13 protein-coding genes are annotated in these 16,297 nt (G+C 70.0%); 7 read left to right on the forward strand and 6 right to left on the reverse strand.

Going from position 1 to position 16,297, the window contains the following annotated elements; all coding sequences use genetic code 11:
* Positions 1-71 precede the first annotated feature (71 nt).
* Positions 72-1,148: an ABC transporter substrate-binding protein gene (locus EF387_RS12925; protein ID WP_128376680.1), complete on the reverse strand. Its 1,077-nt coding sequence runs from the start codon at positions 1,146-1,148 to the stop codon at positions 72-74.
* A 466-nt stretch (positions 1,149-1,614) separates the two neighbouring features.
* Complete coding sequence (locus EF387_RS12930; protein WP_128376681.1) at positions 1,615-2,907, reverse strand: ROK family transcriptional regulator; 1,293 nt, start codon at positions 2,905-2,907, stop codon at positions 1,615-1,617.
* Positions 2,908-3,308: 401 nt separating this feature from the next.
* On the opposite strand from EF387_RS12930, the gene EF387_RS12935 reads away from it, so the two are divergent.
* Positions 3,309-3,893 (forward strand): biotin transporter BioY, encoded by a 585-nt coding sequence (locus EF387_RS12935; RefSeq protein ID WP_128376682.1) that lies wholly within the window; start codon positions 3,309-3,311, stop codon positions 3,891-3,893.
* Between the two features lie 23 nt (positions 3,894-3,916).
* Here EF387_RS12935 and EF387_RS12940 read toward each other — a convergent pair whose 3' ends face one another.
* Positions 3,917-4,735: a hypothetical protein gene (locus EF387_RS12940; protein WP_128376943.1), complete on the reverse strand. Its 819-nt coding sequence runs from the start codon at positions 4,733-4,735 to the stop codon at positions 3,917-3,919.
* Between the two features lie 219 nt (positions 4,736-4,954).
* Between EF387_RS12940 and EF387_RS12945 the strand changes: the two genes are divergently transcribed.
* Positions 4,955-7,300, forward strand: coding sequence for a serine/threonine protein kinase (locus EF387_RS12945; protein ID WP_238431490.1), 2,346 nt, complete (start codon positions 4,955-4,957; stop codon positions 7,298-7,300).
* Between the two features lie 205 nt (positions 7,301-7,505).
* On the opposite strand, the gene EF387_RS12950 is transcribed toward EF387_RS12945, so the two are convergent.
* Positions 7,506-9,068 carry an amino acid permease gene (locus tag EF387_RS12950; RefSeq protein WP_238431491.1) on the reverse strand — a complete coding sequence of 521 codons (1,563 nt, stop codon included), beginning with the start codon at positions 9,066-9,068 and terminating at the stop codon, positions 7,506-7,508.
* Between the two features lie 286 nt (positions 9,069-9,354).
* Here EF387_RS12950 and EF387_RS12955 point away from each other — a divergent pair, with 286 nt between their 5' ends.
* A complete protein-coding gene (locus EF387_RS12955; protein WP_128376684.1) occupies positions 9,355-9,840 on the forward strand; it encodes a ribose-5-phosphate isomerase in 486 nt (161 codons plus the stop codon).
* Between the two features lie 229 nt (positions 9,841-10,069).
* Positions 10,070-10,879, forward strand: a complete 810-nt coding sequence (locus tag EF387_RS12960) for an Fpg/Nei family DNA glycosylase (RefSeq protein WP_128376685.1) — start codon at positions 10,070-10,072, stop codon at positions 10,877-10,879.
* A 136-nt stretch (positions 10,880-11,015) separates the two neighbouring features.
* Here EF387_RS12960 and EF387_RS12965 read toward each other — a convergent pair whose 3' ends face one another.
* A complete protein-coding gene (locus EF387_RS12965; protein ID WP_128376686.1) occupies positions 11,016-12,251 on the reverse strand; it encodes a GNAT family N-acetyltransferase in 1,236 nt (411 codons plus the stop codon).
* A gap of 160 nt (positions 12,252-12,411) precedes the next feature.
* On the opposite strand from EF387_RS12965, the gene EF387_RS12970 reads away from it, so the two are divergent.
* Positions 12,412-13,575 carry a PP2C family protein-serine/threonine phosphatase gene (locus tag EF387_RS12970; protein WP_128376687.1) on the forward strand — a complete coding sequence of 388 codons (1,164 nt, stop codon included), beginning with the start codon at positions 12,412-12,414 and terminating at the stop codon, positions 13,573-13,575.
* A 202-nt stretch (positions 13,576-13,777) separates the two neighbouring features.
* A complete protein-coding gene (locus EF387_RS12975) occupies positions 13,778-14,236 on the forward strand; it encodes an HD domain-containing protein (RefSeq protein WP_128376688.1) in 459 nt (152 codons plus the stop codon).
* Positions 14,237-14,261: 25 nt separating this feature from the next.
* Here EF387_RS12975 and EF387_RS12980 read toward each other — a convergent pair whose 3' ends face one another.
* Positions 14,262-15,461: an acyltransferase family protein gene (locus tag EF387_RS12980; protein WP_420802563.1), complete on the reverse strand. Its 1,200-nt coding sequence runs from the start codon at positions 15,459-15,461 to the stop codon at positions 14,262-14,264.
* 610 nt (positions 15,462-16,071) lie between these two features.
* Between EF387_RS12980 and EF387_RS12985 the strand changes: the two genes are divergently transcribed.
* A complete protein-coding gene (locus EF387_RS12985) occupies positions 16,072-16,266 on the forward strand; it encodes a hypothetical protein (protein ID WP_128376689.1) in 195 nt (64 codons plus the stop codon).
* The last annotated feature ends 31 nt before the right edge of the window (positions 16,267-16,297 follow it).

Genomic DNA, 16,297 nt, shown 5'->3' on the forward strand with positions numbered 1-16,297 from the left:
ATCAACGTGCTCACTTACGGCGGTCATGGCGATCACGGCGGTCACCGCTTCCTTCGCGGGGTTCACGGCGGTCACTTGCGGTACTCCGCCGGGACGGACTGCGCGGCGATTCCCTCGAAGCGGTGGTCGAAGAGGTCGTCGACCTTGAAGGCCTTCACGAACCCGCCCTCGGCGAGCAGATCCGCGGTCTCCTGCTCCCACTTGATCGCCTCGTCCCAGCTCGGCGGGAACAGCGGCTTGTTGGCGAGCTTTGTGATCGACTCGGCCTGCGCGAGGGTCAGGTTCTGCGTCTTGACGTAGAACTCCTCGTTCCAGACGTCGGGGTTCTCGAACTGCCAGACCAGGCCCCTGGCCCAGAAGGGGATGTACGCGGCGACGGCGGCGGCCTTCGCCTTGTCGTTCAGTACCGAGGTCGGCGCCCACAGCAGGCTGAGCAGGTCGACGACGTCCGTGGTGATGACGCGCGCCCCCTTGGCCCCGTACTGCTGGAGGTAGGCGGGGGACTGGGTGTTGCCGAGCGGGGCGATGTCCACCTGGCCTGCCTGCAGCGCGGTGAGGAACTGGTTGCTGGTCAGCGGGACCAGGTTCACGTCCTCGTACTCGACCCCCGCCTGCTTCAGCGCCCGCAGCAGCACCACGCCCTGCGCCTGGCCCTGCGAGAAGGCCAGCTTCCGGCCCTTGAAGTCCTCGACGGTCCTGATGTCGCTGCCGGGCTTGGTGGCGAAGACGTAGTTGGGCTTGCGGGTGATGTTGATCGCGACGATCTTCGCGTCGAAGCCTTGGAAGTGCGCCTGGATCGGAGGGATGCCGGCGTTGTTGGCGAGGTCCAGGGACTTGGCGCGGAAGGCGTTGATGACGTCCGGGCCGGCGCCGATGTTCGGCCAGTCGGCCACGGTGAAGGGCGGCTCACCCAGCTCGGCGAGCTTGAACTGGAGCTGCTGTGTGCCCTGGAACGAGGCGATCTTCAGGCTCGTGCCGGCCGGGACCTCGGTGGCGAGCGGTTCGGCCGCCGCCGAACCCTTGGAGGCGGCGGAGCTGCTGCCCGCGCAACCGGTCAGCCCCACCGCGGCGGCGGCACCGAGCAGGGAGGACAGGAACAGCCGTCGGTCCACACCGGACGTGGACGTGGCCGGAGACATGGGTGGCATGGCGGACTCCGTGAATTCTTGATGCGGGAATCGGTGCGGGAATACCGGGGTACGCCGGGCACGCGAACGCTTTTCCGGGCAGGGCCGGGCCCGGAAAAGGGCAGGGCGAAGCCAGGAAAGGGCAATGCGCTCGCATGCGGCGGAACGTGCCGGGACGGCACCGAAGGAAAGAGTTTGGAACGATCGTCGACGCGGCGCGAAGTCGGGCCGGAGGCGGCTGCCGAGGCGTGCGGCCGGGCTGCGCGAGGTACGTCTGGGCGCACCTGCGTACCGCCTATGTGACCTGCGTCAACGCGTCAGCGCGTCAGTGACAGAGGGTGCGTCCGACCCGCATCAGGTCGATGACACGGCGCTTGGTCAGCGAAACCTGGCGCGGCCGGATCTTCGAAGAAAGAACCCGCGCGCTACTCATGAAAGAAATACTCTCCATCGCACACAACGTCTGTCAACATTCGGAGTTTCTGAATTAAGTCGACTCCGGTGACACGCTCAGGGGATCCCGGTACAGCACATCGAGGGCCACCGCCCCGCCCGCCACGGCCGGCACCGAATCCGGGAAAGCGGTCGCCACGACCGTCGACGCCCGGTGGGGTCCGGCAGCCTCTTGCACCGCGGCGAGGCAGTCCGCCCGGTGGATGACACCGAGCTCGGTGACCACGACGGTGTCCGGGTTGAGCACGTCGAGCAGCACTCCCGCCGCCAGTCCGACCATCCGGGCCCGCTCCACCAGCAGCCGTACGGCCACCGCGTCGCCGTCTGCCGCGGCAGCGACCACGTCCATAGCGTTCACCGCGTCGACGACACCGGCCTCGCCCGCCCGCCGGCACAGCGTCCGCTCACTCAACTCGGCCTGCAGGCACCCCGTCCGGCCGCAGTCGCACCGCTCCGTGCCGTCCGGCAGGAGCAGATGGGCGATCGTCCCGGCCTGCGAGCGCGGACCGTGGTGCACCTCGTCGTTGGTGGCGAACGCCGCGTCCACCACATGGCCCACGAAGAGGTGCAGCACGCTCCGGCTGTCCCGGGCCCCTCCGAACAGCCGCTCCGCGTTGACCAACGCTCGCGCGTGCCCGTCCACATGGACCGGCAGTCCCGTGCCCGCCTCGACCAGGTCCCGCACGGGTACGTCGCGCCAGCCCAGCGGCGAGTGCTCCACGACCGTCCCGGAATCCCGGTCCACCCAGCCGCCGGTCGCAACGCCGACGCCCAGCGGTGTCCGTCCCGTGGCGCCCAGCAGCGCGAGCAGCCTGTCGGCGGCGCGCGCCAGCACCCGGTCGGCGTCCGCGCCGCCGTACTGCCGATCGTCTTCCCGGTCGGTTTGCCGGTCGTTCTGCCGACCGGTCTGCCGATCGTCACGGTGGTGGTCGAGCCGGTGCTCCGCCACCACCCGCCCGCGCAGGTCGAGCAGCGCGACCGTGGTGTGGGTCACCGCCACGTGCACCCCGCCGACCACGAAGCGCGAGTCGTCCAGGTCGACCGGTACGTGCGGGCGCCCGACCCCGCCCGGCCGACGGGGCACGGAAGCCTCGTGGATCAGGCCGAGTTCGGCGAGCCGGGCGCAGTGGTCGGTCACCGAGGCGGGGGAGAGGCCGGTCAGCCGGGCGACGGTGCTACGGGCGACCGGTCCGTGCTCCAGCACGGACCGCAGTACGGCGCTGGCGCTGGTCCGGCGCCGGTCGCTGTCGACGGCACGCCGGAGACCGGTCGGAGCAGGGGGTGCGGGGGAGGTCCGCCGGAAGAGGGCGGCCGTGGAACGGGACATGTGGCTGGATCTTCCTCGGGAACGGGTCCGACACTGCGCCGTAGGGTGCGGCGAGCCGGATCCGTTCCGCCCCGCGTCACCTCGCGCGGCAGCGACAGATGGCCGTGCCCTGGCGTCGCAGGTCGACGTAGCGACGCGACGCGAAGTTCTCAGCCTGGGCAACCACGGGCCGAAGCTAGCAAACCGGGTGGGCCCTGCCTAGACAGCCCCCGTCCGCGCGAGGGGATGGCTGGTTTTGAGTGACCGGTATCACTCCGAGTCAAGGTGGTTTAAATAGCCCTTTGTTCGGAGTTGACCATGGCTTGACGTATCCCTTTGTCGAGCACAGGTGGTGATCATTCGTATGACTTCGGTTAGCGTCACGGTATCCCGAACCACCGCTCACACCCGCGGAGTCCCCCATGAGCACCGCCGCCGTCACCTCCCGCCCGGGCGAGGTCCTCGCCGATCTGCTGCCCGCTTCCCGTGTCCGCGACATAGCCCTCGTACTGGGCGGAGCCGTGCTCACGGGTGTAGCCGCCCAGATCGCCGTGCCCGTGCCGGGCTCCCCGGTCCCGGTCACCGGTCAGACCTTCGCGGCCCTGCTCGTGGGCACGGCCCTCGGCGCGGGCCGCGGCTTCTTGTCCCTCGCCTTGTACGCCGTCGTCGGCATGCTGGGGGTGCCATGGTTCGCGGAGGGCACCTCCGGTGTCCTCGCGCCCTCCTTCGGCTATGTCATCGGCATGGTGTTCGCCGCCGCCGCGGTGGGCGCCCTGGCCCGCCGCGGCGGCGACCGCACACCGCTGCGCATGGTCGGCACCATGCTGGTCGGCGAGGCGGTCATCTACCTGGTCGGCCTGCCCTACCTGGCCGCCGCCATGGGTTACTTCTCCTTCTCCGAGGTGTTCGCCGCGGGTCTCACCCCCTTCCTGATCGGGGACGCACTCAAGGCCGTCCTGGCGATGGGCCTGCTGCCCGCCGCCTGGAAGCTGGTCGGCCGGGAGTGATTCCTCGACTCTGACCGTTCCGCTCAGCTCTGCCGTTCGGGCCGGCGGCGGGTCCATCGCAGACCCGCCGCACCCGCGGCGATCAGCGCGGCCCCGAGGGCTGCGAGCGGCAGCGCCTCCTCACGGGGGCCGGTCACGGGCAGCTGCTCCTTGCCCGGTGTGCCTCCGCCGGGTGTGCCCCCGCCCGGTGCGTCCCCGCCGGTTCCGTCGTCGCCGGGCGCCTGTGAGGCGGTGTCGCCCTCCGGCGCGACCGGCTTGTTGTCGGTGCCGAGCAGCAGGGGAGTGGCCGGGGCGTTCGGCGACGGATTGGTCGAACCGAACGGAACCGGTCCCTGCTGCCAGAAAGTTTTCTTTCCGGCATCGCTCATGACCGGAAGGCAGATCTTTCCGGTCTTTTTGATATCGAAGGTTGCGGCTACTTCATACGACGTAGACTTCCCCGGCCCGAGATCCCCGACGGAGCAACTGAAACCGCTGTTCGAACCTTCGGGAAGGTTTTCCTTCGCGATCGCCGAGCAGCCCTTGACGTCCATCACTCGCAGCCCGTCGAAGCCGACCACCAAAAGCTTGACGGCGCCGCTGTTCTTCGTCCCTCCGTTCTTCACCGTCGCGGTGAGCGTGGTCTCCCGGGTGCTGTTGTCGACGGTGATGCGCTCGGGCAGCGTGGTCGTCAGCCGAACCCCTGAAGGTGCCTGGTCGACGGCCTTTCCCCCCTTGCTGCTGCCCGGCCCCTGGTCGTCCGCCACGGCTGTGGAAGACAGGATCGAAGACAGGACCAGCGCCGCGGAAAAAGATGCAGCGAGCAGCGATCCCGTGCTGGTCCTGACGTGACAAGAACCCATGTTCGTCCCCCTTGGTTGTTGCCTGAATTCGCAGTACCCGAAGAGGTACCACAAGATTTCCCCGCACTATGCTGGTGCGGGCGCGGAGTGCATCCGTGCGTTATGGATGGGGCGGGCGTTCAGGGGGCGAGGGGATTGCCGGAAAACGCGAACGGTGGTGTTCCGGGAATACGGGTGGCGGGCCGCTATCGACTGGTCGCGATTATCGGGCAGGGGGGAATGGGGCGGGTGTGGCGGGCCGTCGACGAAATGCTCGACCGGCAGGTCGCCGTCAAGGAAATGCGAATCGGCGGACTCGATCCGGAGGACACCCGAACCCGCAGGGAGCGGACACTGCGTGAGGCGCGGGCCACGGCTCGGTTCGAGCACCCCGGTGTCGTACGGGTCTACGACGTGGTGGACGAGGGCGAGCGCCTGTGGATCGTCATGGAACTGGTCGACGGCCGCTCACTCGAACAGATCCTGGCCGAGGACGGACCGCTCGACGTTCCCGAGGCGGCCCGGATCGGGCTGGGGCTGGCCGCGGCGCTGCGCGAGGTGCACGCCCGGAGCGTACTGCACCGTGACATCAAACCGGGCAACGTCCTGGTCCGGCGGAGCGGGGCGAGGGTGGTGCTCACCGACTTCGGAATCGCCGCGATCCAGGACACGAAGGGGCTCACGGCCGCCGGGATGCTGGTCGGTTCGCCCGACTACATGGCTCCCGAGCGCATCACCGGCCGCGCCCAGGGCCCACCGTCCGACGTGTGGTCCCTCGGCGCCACCCTCTGCGCGGCGCTCGGCGGCCACTCCCCCTTCTCCCGTACGACGACCTGGGCGACCCTGCACGCAGTCCTGAACGAGGAACCCCGGCTCCCGCCCGCCGCGGGCGAGTTGCACGGGATCCTGGCGGCCCTGCTGCACAAGGACCCGTCGGCCCGACCGGGGTTGGAGGAGGTGGCGGCGGCACTCGGACCGCTGGCGGCGCCGCCGACGGCAAGCGGCGACCCATTGGGCGACCCGTCGGACGGGGCTGGGGAGGACGAGCACTCGCCGAAGCGGGCTCTGGAGGACGAGCGAGGAGGCTCGGAACCGTCGGGTGCGGGTCCGGAGACGGCGGGTGCGGGTTCGCTTGCGGATGCGGGTTCGGCGGTGGGCGCGGGTTTCCTTGCGGATGCGGGTTCGTCGGAGGGCACGCGTTCGTCGGAGGGCGCGGGGCCGCCGAGTGGGGCGCTCGACGGACCGCGGGTTCAGCCGGCGCATCCGGACACCGGTCCGGTGACCGGTCCGGACACCGGTCCGGACACCGGTCCGGACACCGGTCCGGACACCGGTCCGGACACCGGTCCGGACACCGGCCCGGGCGCCGAGATGGGCGCCGAGATGGGCGCCGAGATGGGCTCCGAGATGGGCTCCGAGACGGAGGGCGAGCACGGTCCGGCACGGGGGCCGGAAACCGGCGGCGACGCGCCCACCACCGTGCTCCGCACGGCGCGGGATCCCGTACCGGCCGACGCCGAGCAGCCGACCAAAGATGAGCAATCGGCCAAACCTGAGCAACCAGCCAAACCAGGACAATCAGTAGCGAAAGCTGAACGGCCGGCGAAAGCTGAACAACCGGCCCACGCCGAAAGCCCGGCGCCACCAACGCGACCGGCACCACCGCCGGAACCGCCACCACCGGCGCGAAGGACCACGGCACCCGGGCTGCACCCGGCCCAGAACCCGCCGGGCGTGCCCGGGTCGCCGCACGCGGAGACCGTGACACAGGGCCGACCCCCCACGACAGGCCCGAACCCACCGGGCGAACCGCCGGAACCCGGCCACCACTCCGGCTCGGGCCTCGGCTCAGGCCACCACCCCGGCTCGGGCCACCGTCCTGACCATGGCCCCACCCCCGATCGCGGCCGCACCCCCGACGCCGACCCCGGCCTCATCCCCGGCCCCCAGCCCACCGCCGACCCCGGCTCCTCGGAGTCGACCGAGCGTCCACCGAACCGGCGCCGCACTTTGCTCGCCGCCGCGGCGGCCCTCGCCGTCGCCGGCCTCGCGGTCACCACCGGCCTCGTCCTCAACGCGACCGGCGAAACCCCGGGCAACAAGGGGGAGGCGTCCCGCAGCGCGAGCCCTTCGTCCACCGTCCGGGGCACCTCACGACCGCCCAGCCTCCCTCCCGGAGCACGCGACGAGGGCAACTTCGCGTGGGCGCCGCCCGCCGACTGGAGGCGCAGCGTGAAGACGGCGGCCGAAGTGCACTACACATCCCCGGACAGCAAGCAGGAGATCGTGGGCAAGGCGTCCATCGCCGAGGGCGACTTACTGAGGACGTGGCAGAAAGTGGAGCGCGACGCCCGCAAGGGTCAGGCCTACCGCAAGATCCGCCTGGAGGAGACCACGTTCCGGGGCTGGCCCGCGGTCGTCTGGGAGTACACGTTCACGCTCCGCGGAGTGTCCTGGCACGCACGGCTCCTCGGCTTCGACGCGGACGGCATGTCCTACCAGATCAACACCTGGTACCAGCCGGACGTCGAGGCGGAGGCCCTGCAGGTCTACGGCGGCGTCAAGTCCGGCTTCACCGTGCTGTAGTTCCCGTGGGCGCGCTCGGATTCTGAACCGGGGCCGGATTCGGATTCGGGGCCGGATTCGGAGTCGGCGCCGTCGGTCGCCAACTCTCCGGAGAAAGCCGGAAGCCCACGAAACACGTCGACATCCTCGCGGTGAGATCACCGCGAGGATGTCGACGGCGCCGAGTGCGTCGTACGCCGGCCTCGGCGTCAGCGCTGCGCAGAGCTCACGCTTTGACGGACTCACCCTCCGGGCCTCCACCGGTCTCCGGGCCTCCACCGGTCTCCGGGCCTCCGCCGGTCTCGGGTCCTACGCCGCTCTCCGGGCCTCCGCCCTCCGCGGCCCGGCCCGTCCTCGCGGTCCCACTGGCCTTGGCGGTCCCACTGGGCTTGGCGGTCGCACCAGCCTCAACCGTCCGGTTCGCCCCGGTCGTTCCGCCCGCCCTCGCTCCAGCCGTCGAGGCCGGAACAGCCGCCGGACCCACCTTCTCCCGTACCACCGCGATCGCCAGCACCACAGCGGCCACCAGCAGCGACAGCAGCACCGTCTTCCGCCCGTCGTGCTCGGTGTCGGTCAGCATGTAGCCGAGCACGAACATGATCAACGCGGCCGTCGCCCAGGTCAGATACGGGTACAGCCACATCCGCACGACCAGCCTCTCGGGCGCCTCACGCTCGATGATCTTCCGCATCCGCAACTGCGAGAAGCAGATCACCAGCCAGACGAACAGGGCCACCGCACCGGAGGAGTTGACCAGGAAGAGGAAGACCGAGTCCGGGAACCGGTAGTTGAAGAAGACGGCCACGAACCCGAAGACGACCGACGCGACGATCGCGGCCAGCGGCACGCCGCGGCGTGTGGTCCGCGCGAAGGACTTGGGCGCGTCGCCCCGCTCACCGAGCGAGAAGGCCATCCGGGAGGCCGTGTAGAGGCCGGAGTTGAGACAGGACAGCACCGACGTCAGCACGATGAAGTTCATGATCTGGCCGGCGTGCGCGATACCGAGGGAGTCGAGCGCGGCGACGTACGACCCCTCGTCGGCGATCGACTTGGAGTTCCACGGCAGCAGCGACACGACCACGAAGATGGAGCCGAGGTAGAAGACGGCGACCCGCCAGATGATGCTGTTGGTCGACTTGGTCACGGCCCGCTGCGGGTCCTCGGACTCGCCGGCCGCGAGTGTGGCGATCTCGCTGCCCATGAAGGAGAAGACGACCAGCAGCACTCCGGTGAGGATCGCGCCGGCCCCGTTCGGCAGGAACCCGCCGTGGTCGGTGAGGTTGCCGAGCCCCGCCGTGTCGCTGTCGACGCCCGGGAGCAGCCCGAAGACGGCGAGCCCGCCGATGACGATGAAGGCGCCGATCGCCACGACCTTGATCCCCGCGAACCAGAACTCGAACTCGCCGTAGGAGCCGACGGAGACGAGGTTCGTGGCCGTCAGCACGACCATCACGATGAGCGCCCAGCCCCACTGGGGGACGGCCGGGACCCAGCCTTCGAGGATCACGGCACCGGCCGTGGCCTCCACGGCAAGTACCACCACCCAGAAGAACCAGTACAGCCAGCCGATGGAGAACCCGGCCCAGCGGCCGAGCGCACGGTCGGCGTGGGCCGAGAACGAGCCGGAGGTCGGGTTGGCGGCGGACATCTCGCCGAGCATCCGCATCACGAGCACGACGAGCGTGCCGACGAGCGCATACGACAGCAGGATGCCCGGGCCCGCGGTGGCGATGCCGGAACTGGACCCGACGAACAGCCCGGCGCCGATGACACCGCCAATGGCGATCATCGACAGGTGACGGTTCTTGAGCCCTGCCTGTAGCCCTTCGCCGTGCTTTGGTTCGCTGGCGATTGGGGGCTTCTTATCTTCCTTCGCAAGGGAATGCTGCGAGGTCATGCACTATTCCTTAGGTCTCGGATCACGAGCCTTCCCATGCAACCCCAGGCTCGTCACGGTCGGAAGGCCCCATTCCGTGAAGGTCTGTTTCGGTCTTTGTGTTCACGGATGTCTCACGGGGCGTGCGGGGCGGGACCCTGACGCGCCTGCCCGCTGAAGGCGTGCCACACTCGGACGCATGCGCGTGTACCTCGGCTCGGACCATGCCGGCTACGAACTCAAGAACCATCTCGTCGAGTGGCTCAAGGCGGCGGGGCACGAGCCCGTCGACTGCGGGCCGCACATCTACGACGCCCAGGACGACTACCCGCCGTTCTGCCTCCGCGCAGCGGAGCGCACGGCCGCGGACGCCGGCTCCCTCGGCATCGTGATCGGCGGCTCGGGCAATGGCGAGCAGATCGCGGCGAACAAGGTGACGGGGGTTCGCGCGGCGCTGGCCTGGAGCGTGGAGACCGCGTCGCTGGGCCGCGAGCACAACAACGCGAACGTCGTCGCCGTCGGTGCGCGCATGCACACTCAGGAGGAGGCGACGAAGTTCGTGGAGACCTTCCTGAACACCCCCTTCTCGGGCGACGCCCGCCACGTCCGCCGCATCGACATGCTGTCGGCCTACGAGACGACGGGCGACCTCCCCCCGATCCCGCCGCACCACCCCCAGGACTGAGCCCTGACCGGCTGAGAGGGCTCCGCGAGGAGGCTTCCGCAAGGGGCTTGCTCAGAGGCCTGCTCAGGGGCTTGCTCAGTGGCCGCTTATGGGCTCTCAGGGGCTGCTCAGAGGCTGCTCAAGGGGCTGCGCGAGGGGGCCTCGCCCGAGGTTGATCGCGCAGTCCCCCGCGCCCCTGTGACGAAGCGGGGTCGACGGGGCAGCCGCCCTTGCACGAAAGAGAGGATCCGTGCCGGAAGGGCACACCATTCACCGTCTGGCGCAGGACTACACGTCCCACTTCGCCGGTGGAACAACACGCGTCACCAGCCCCCAGGGCAAGTTCACCGACGCCGCCGCCCTCCTCGACGGCACCCCCCTCGCCGAGGCGGACGCCCACGGCAAACACCTCTTCCTCGGCTTCCGCGACACCGACTGGATCCACATCCACCTCGGCCTCTTCGGCAAGGTGAACTTCGGCGCCGCCCCACCACCCCCGCCCACCGAAACCGTCCGCCTCCGCCTCGCGAACGACACCGCGTACGTGGACCTCCGCGGACCCACCACCTGCGCCCTGATCACCCCCGCCGAGAAGCAGGCGATCCACGACCGGCTCGGCCCCGACCCGCTGCGCGCCGACGCCGACCCCGCGGCCGCGTACCGGCGCGTCTCCCGCAGCCGCACCACGATCGCCGCACTACTCATGGACCAGAAGATCATCGCGGGCGTCGGCAACGTCTACCGTGCCGAGGTCCTCTTCCGGCACCGCATCGACCCCTACCGCGCCGGCAAGGACATCACCGCGGCCGAGTGGGACGCCGTCTGGACCGACCTCGTCGAGCTGATGCGCGAGGGCGTCCGCAACAACCGCATCGACACCGTCCGCCCCGAACACACCCCGGAGGCGATGGGCCGCCCGCCCCGCAAGGACGACCACGGCGGCGAGGTCTACGTCTACCGCCGCGCCGCGATGCCGTGCCACCTCTGCGGCGGCGAGATCCGCACGGCCGACCTCGCCGCCCGCAACCTCTTCTGGTGCCCCGCCTGCCAGCAGAACTGACCTACCGGGCCGCCCGGTTCCCCACCCGGGCCGACCCGCGCCCAGCACACGCCGAACAACTCACGTGCAGCACACGCGAGCCGACCCCGATCCGCACACTGATCGCGGGTCGGCTCGAACGCCGGGCAATCCGCGCTCAGAACCCGTGCGGCAGCCACGGCGCCACGTCCGAGGCGAACGCCACCGACGCCTCGGCCAGCGCTCCCGGCCGCACCTCCCGCACCCGGCCGGCCCCGGCCAGCGCGGACAGCGAGACGCCGCCGAGATAGGCAACGCCCAACTCCCTCACGGACAGCGCGAGATCGGCCGGGTCCGTGGTCGGGCGGCAGGACGCCCCCTTCGCGTCCCCGGTGAGCCGCCAACGGCCGGTGTTCCAGGGGCAGAAGGCGTCCTCGACCTCGAACACCACGTCCAGCGGCGTCTGGTACGTCCGCGCCTCCAGCGCCGCCCCGACGTCCACCAGCCGCAGGTACAGGGAGTCGCGCAGCCACGGCTCGCACCGCCGGATGTCGGAGACCAGGTGCTGCACGGCGTCGTCCACCGGCCGGTTGCGCGCCTCGACGGTGCTGGTCAGGTCGACGTCGAAGAGGAACCGCCACAAAGCCGCGTACGCCGCCGGATCGAGCGCCTCCAGATCGCGCAGCTCGATGATCCCCTTGGGCCCGGCATCGTTCCACTGCGGCTTGATGAAGTAGCGCGCGTACCCGACCACTTCACCGTCCCGCTCCGCCAGCACGCACTGCATCGGTGAACTGCCCTTGCGGTCGCTCTCCGGGTCCAGCAGCGGCAGCCGTTCCCAACCGGGCTGCCGCACCAGCATCCCGGGCCGGACCGCGGCCACCCGCCCGTACACCGCTTCGCACGCCTCGACCACCGCCTTGTCGGCGGGCCCGGCGAACCGCAGTCGTACGTCGTCGGTGCCGTCCGGCGCCGCGAGCCGCACCCGGGACGTGTCGATCCGCAGCCCCAGTTGTGCGGTGCTGATGCCGTATCCGAACCGGCCGTAGATCCCGGGCTCCGACGCCGTCAGCACGGCCACCGGTTCGCCCCACCGCCGTACGTCGTCCAACTGCCGTCGCATCATCGACGTCAGCACACCGCGCCGACGGTGGGTCGCGGCGACGCTGACCATCGTCACGCCCGCGGTCTGCACCGGGGCACCGCCGGGTACAGTGAGCCGGAAGCTGAACGCTCCCGCGGTGCCCACACAGGTGTCGCCGTCCCAGGCGCCGATCGACCGGTCGAACTCGGTGAGTTCGCGATAGAGCTCCATCTCCTCGGGGGCCTCCGGGACACCGCCGAACGCGAGGATCAGCTTGCCGTACCAGTAGTCCCACTGCTCCGGCCGCAGCACCCGCAAGTCAGTCGTCATACGCCCATGCGTACCAGGGCATAGCGGTATGAGCGAGGGAATTTCCCGGCCGCGGCGGGGCGCCGCAGCCCCGCCGGGTCTGTGAAATGCGTCCTCGGACGGGGGACAAGTGGGACCTCCCGTGCGAAGCACCTGGCCTGATGGATAGGGTCCCGAACTAATGACAGCAGGACGAGAGCGGCGCGCGGAAGCCGAGACGTTCACGGCCCGGTTGAAGAAGCTGGCGCACCGGGCTCGCACCGGCATGCGCAGATCCGCCGTCGACTACTTCCGCGGCGACGGCTCCGACTGGGTCGCGCTCGCCGGTCTGCTGCTGACCATCCCCGTGATCGCCGCGACGACACTGATGAACTCGGTGTGGTGCTCGCCCGCCGCGCTGGTGCTGCCGATCGTCGCGGGCGGACTGTTGCTGCGGCCGTCGAGCCTGCTCGCCCTGTACGCCGCCGCGGCGACCGCGCTGATCGTGGAGTCCGTTCAACTCGGCCCCTACACCGAGGGTCCCTCGCGGGTCACCCCGGGCGTGGTGCTGGTGGTCGCCGCCTGTGGCTTCTTCGGACTGCTGATCGCCCAGTTCCGCAGCCGGGTCGGCGTGCCCTGGCGGCGCGGCGGCACCATGCTCTTCGACCTGCGCGAACGGATCCGTGTGCAGAGCAAGTTGCCGAAGCTGCCGGTGGGCTGGCACCGGGAGATGGCGCTGAGGCCGGCCGGCGGCCAGTCCTTCTCCGGCGACTTCGTCGTCGCGGCCCGGACGAACGGGGGACGAACCCTGGAGGTCGTCCTCACGGACGTGTCCGGCAAGGGCATGGACGCGGGCTCGCGCGCCCTGCTGCTCTCCGGCGCCTTCGGCGGCCTGCTGGGCTCGCTCCCACCGCACGCGTTCCTGCCCGCCGCCAACGGCTACCTCCTGCGCCAGGACTGGGACGAGGGCTTCGCGACCTCCATCCACCTCGTCCTCGACCTGGAATCCGGCGACTACGAACTCTTCTCCGCCGGCCATCCGCCGGGCCTCCAGCTCAGCGCGGGCAGCGGTCGCTGGGAGGAGAAGGGCGCGGAGGGTCCGCTCCTCGGCGTCTACGACGGCGCCCAGTTCGACCCCGTCAAGGGCTCCCTGCGCCCCGGCGACGTCCTGATGCTGTTCACGGACGGTCTGGTGGAGACCAGCGAACGGGACATCGCGGAGGGCATCGACCGCCTCACCGGCGAGGCCGACCGCTATGTGGCGGGCGGCTTCCACGGAGCGGCCTGGCACCTGATCGAGGCGGTGGCCAAGGACGTGAACGACGACCGGGCGCTGCTGCTGATCTGCCGGGAACGCGCCCTGTAGCCGTACCGCCGACGACTGCCGCCCTGCAGCCGACGACTGCCGCCCTGCAGCCGACCGCTCTGCCGCCTGCCGCCTGCCGCCGACCGCTCTGTCCCCTGCCGCCGACCGCTCTGCCGCCCTGCCGAGCGGCCGGTCCCCGGCGCCCGGCCTCGACGGCGAACACCCTGCCCGTCCGGGCGGTGCTGCGCGGGACACTGGGGAGGTGACGACGACACCGCTGCTGACCCTGCCCGAAGTGGAAGCCCTCGCCCGCGAGGCGCACGCAGCCCAGACCGACAAGGCCGGACGGCCCTACACCGAGCACCTCCAGGCCGTCGCGAACGGCGTGCGTGCCAAAGGAGGGGACGACGAGCAGATCGCCGCCGCCTGGCTGCACGACGCCGTGGAGGACGACGCCCTCACCGAGGAATGGCTGCGCTCGGCCGCGCTCACCCGGCGCACGAAGGACATCGTCCTGGCGCTCACCAAGCGAAAGGGTGAGCCTCAGGAGGCCTACGCCCGGCGCATCCTCGACACCCCGGGCGCGCTCCTGGTCAAGGAGTCGGACCTCGCCCACAACGCGAACCCGGCACGGCTCGCGGTCCTGGACGAGCCGACCCGCACACGTCTGACCGAGAAGTACGCCACCATGCGCGCACTTCTCGGTCTCGCCGCACCGTGAACTCGTGGCACCTCGAACCGGAGGATCAGGCCTTGGCCCGCGCCCGGGCGATCTCCGTGGCGTCTCGCTTGAACGCCCACTCCAGCTTCGGCTCCATCGCGAAGCGGAAGGCCCGCCGCACCGGCGGGGTGCACAGCAGGGTGACGACGGCCGCCGCGACCAGTGAGACGAACACCTCACCAAGCGGCGCGCGCAGCCAGTCGTAGTTGTCGTACCAGCCCCAGGAACGGGACGCGCGGACCAGGAAGCCGTGCAGCAGGTAGCCGTACAGCGTGCCCGCTCCCAGCACCGTGAACCACCTGTGACGGCGCGGCACCCAGGACAGGAAGGCGGCCGTCAGCAGCGCCGAGCAGCCGAACAGCGCGAGCGTCATCACGGCGCCGACCCACCACGGCGCGCCCAGCTCCTGAGCGCTGTCACGGTGGTAGAACCACGCCGAACTCATCCGCGGCGCCGCCCAGTACGCCACCACCAGCGCCGCCAGGAAGACCGGCACCGAGAGGACGCGCACCTCGCGGCGGCGCAACATCTGGAAGTGCTCCGGCTTCATGAACAGGCCCAGCACGAAGAACGGCAGGAACTGCAGGACGCGTTGCAGATCGAGGTCGTCGCCGATGTCGGGGGAGACGGAGGCGAGCACGGCGATGGTGAGCGCCAGCGGGACGGGCCAGCGGACCACCTTCCACAGCGGGGTGGTCAGCCGCCACACGAACAGCGCGATCAGGAACCAGGTCAGGTACCAGGGGTCGAGCAGGCTGAGCGGATGGCCCGGGTCGTCGTCGGCCCAGCGCTTGAACAGGCTGTAGGCGGCCTCGAAGACGACGTACGGGACGGCGATCCCGGTGACCAGTCGCCGAAGCCGGTCCGGACGCATGTCGAAACTGCGGGAGAAGTAGCCGGAGATGAGGACGAAGGCCGGCATGTGGAAGCTGTAGACGACCATGTAGAGCGCTTCCGCGGTCCGGCTGTGGTCGGTCAGTGGTTCCCACGCGTGGCCGAGGGCCACCAGCACGATCGTCAGGTACTTGGCGTTGTCGAAGAACGCGTCGCGCTCTCTGGTCGGCCGGGCGTCCGGGACGGGGGAGTCGGCGGGCGTCCGGTGGAGCCGGGGGCTCGGGATGCCCGGTGCCGGCTCGGTGGACGGCGGCGCGGCGGACGGCGTCGCGGACCTGCCAGAGGCAAGGTCGGTGCTCTGACGGCCGTGCGGACTGAGCGAGTTCGTCACAGACCCTCCCACCAGGAACTCGGCGGAACGGCGCGGGACCTCACTGCGCATACGGGGGACGTGGCAGCGTGGAACATCTGAGGCACCCTAGCGGTGTGTGCGGGAATTCGTAAAACCCTCTCGGTGATTTCTTCACCGCTTCCTCGGGTACCCCGCATTTCATGGGAGTTGGCCGAGCAGTTCACGTGTCATCGCTCACTCCCGTATGCCCCTTGTGTCCACACTCATCCCGCTTAAATGGTGCATAACGTCTGCGGGCGACTCTGGTGAAATGTCCGGTTGATTGATGTTTAGTCAGCTGTTCTCGACCCCCCACTATGCCCGTCGCCACAATTCGAATTAACTGCGAACAGGATGTGCAGACGGGGTCGGTGGGCACGGAAACCATCGCCCCGAATTCGCTGTGCGTGGCGACGCTCGAATTCCCTTGCGCAGTCCGGCAGTTCACGTCACCGGAACACCCCGGGCGGAGGGGCCGGCGGGGCGGACCGCCGGTGAATGCTCACGCACCGCATACCAGGGGTCGGTTGGTGGCACGATTGTTCTGGCGGGGGTGTGCGGCATCGCACCTCCGCGCCGGGAGAGCGGACGACCTAGGGTGTGATCAGTTGTGGCCATTTCGCTGTCAGTGGTGCTGCTGTTGGCGATCGTCTTGGTGGTCTTGATCCGAGGGGGGTCGATCAAGGCGGGCCCCGCGATCGTCGCTGTCCTGTTCGGCTTCTTCCTCGCCTCGACCGGCATGGCCGACGACATCCAGCGGTTCCTGAACTCCATCGCGGAGACGATCAACTCGATCCAGTTCTGAGGAAGACCTTCACCGGCCCCGCCAAGGCCTC

The sequence above is a fragment of the Streptomyces cavernae genome, assembly GCF_004023625.1.
In the GTDB taxonomy this organism is placed as follows: Bacteria; Actinomycetota; Actinomycetes; order Streptomycetales; family Streptomycetaceae; genus Streptomyces; species Streptomyces cavernae.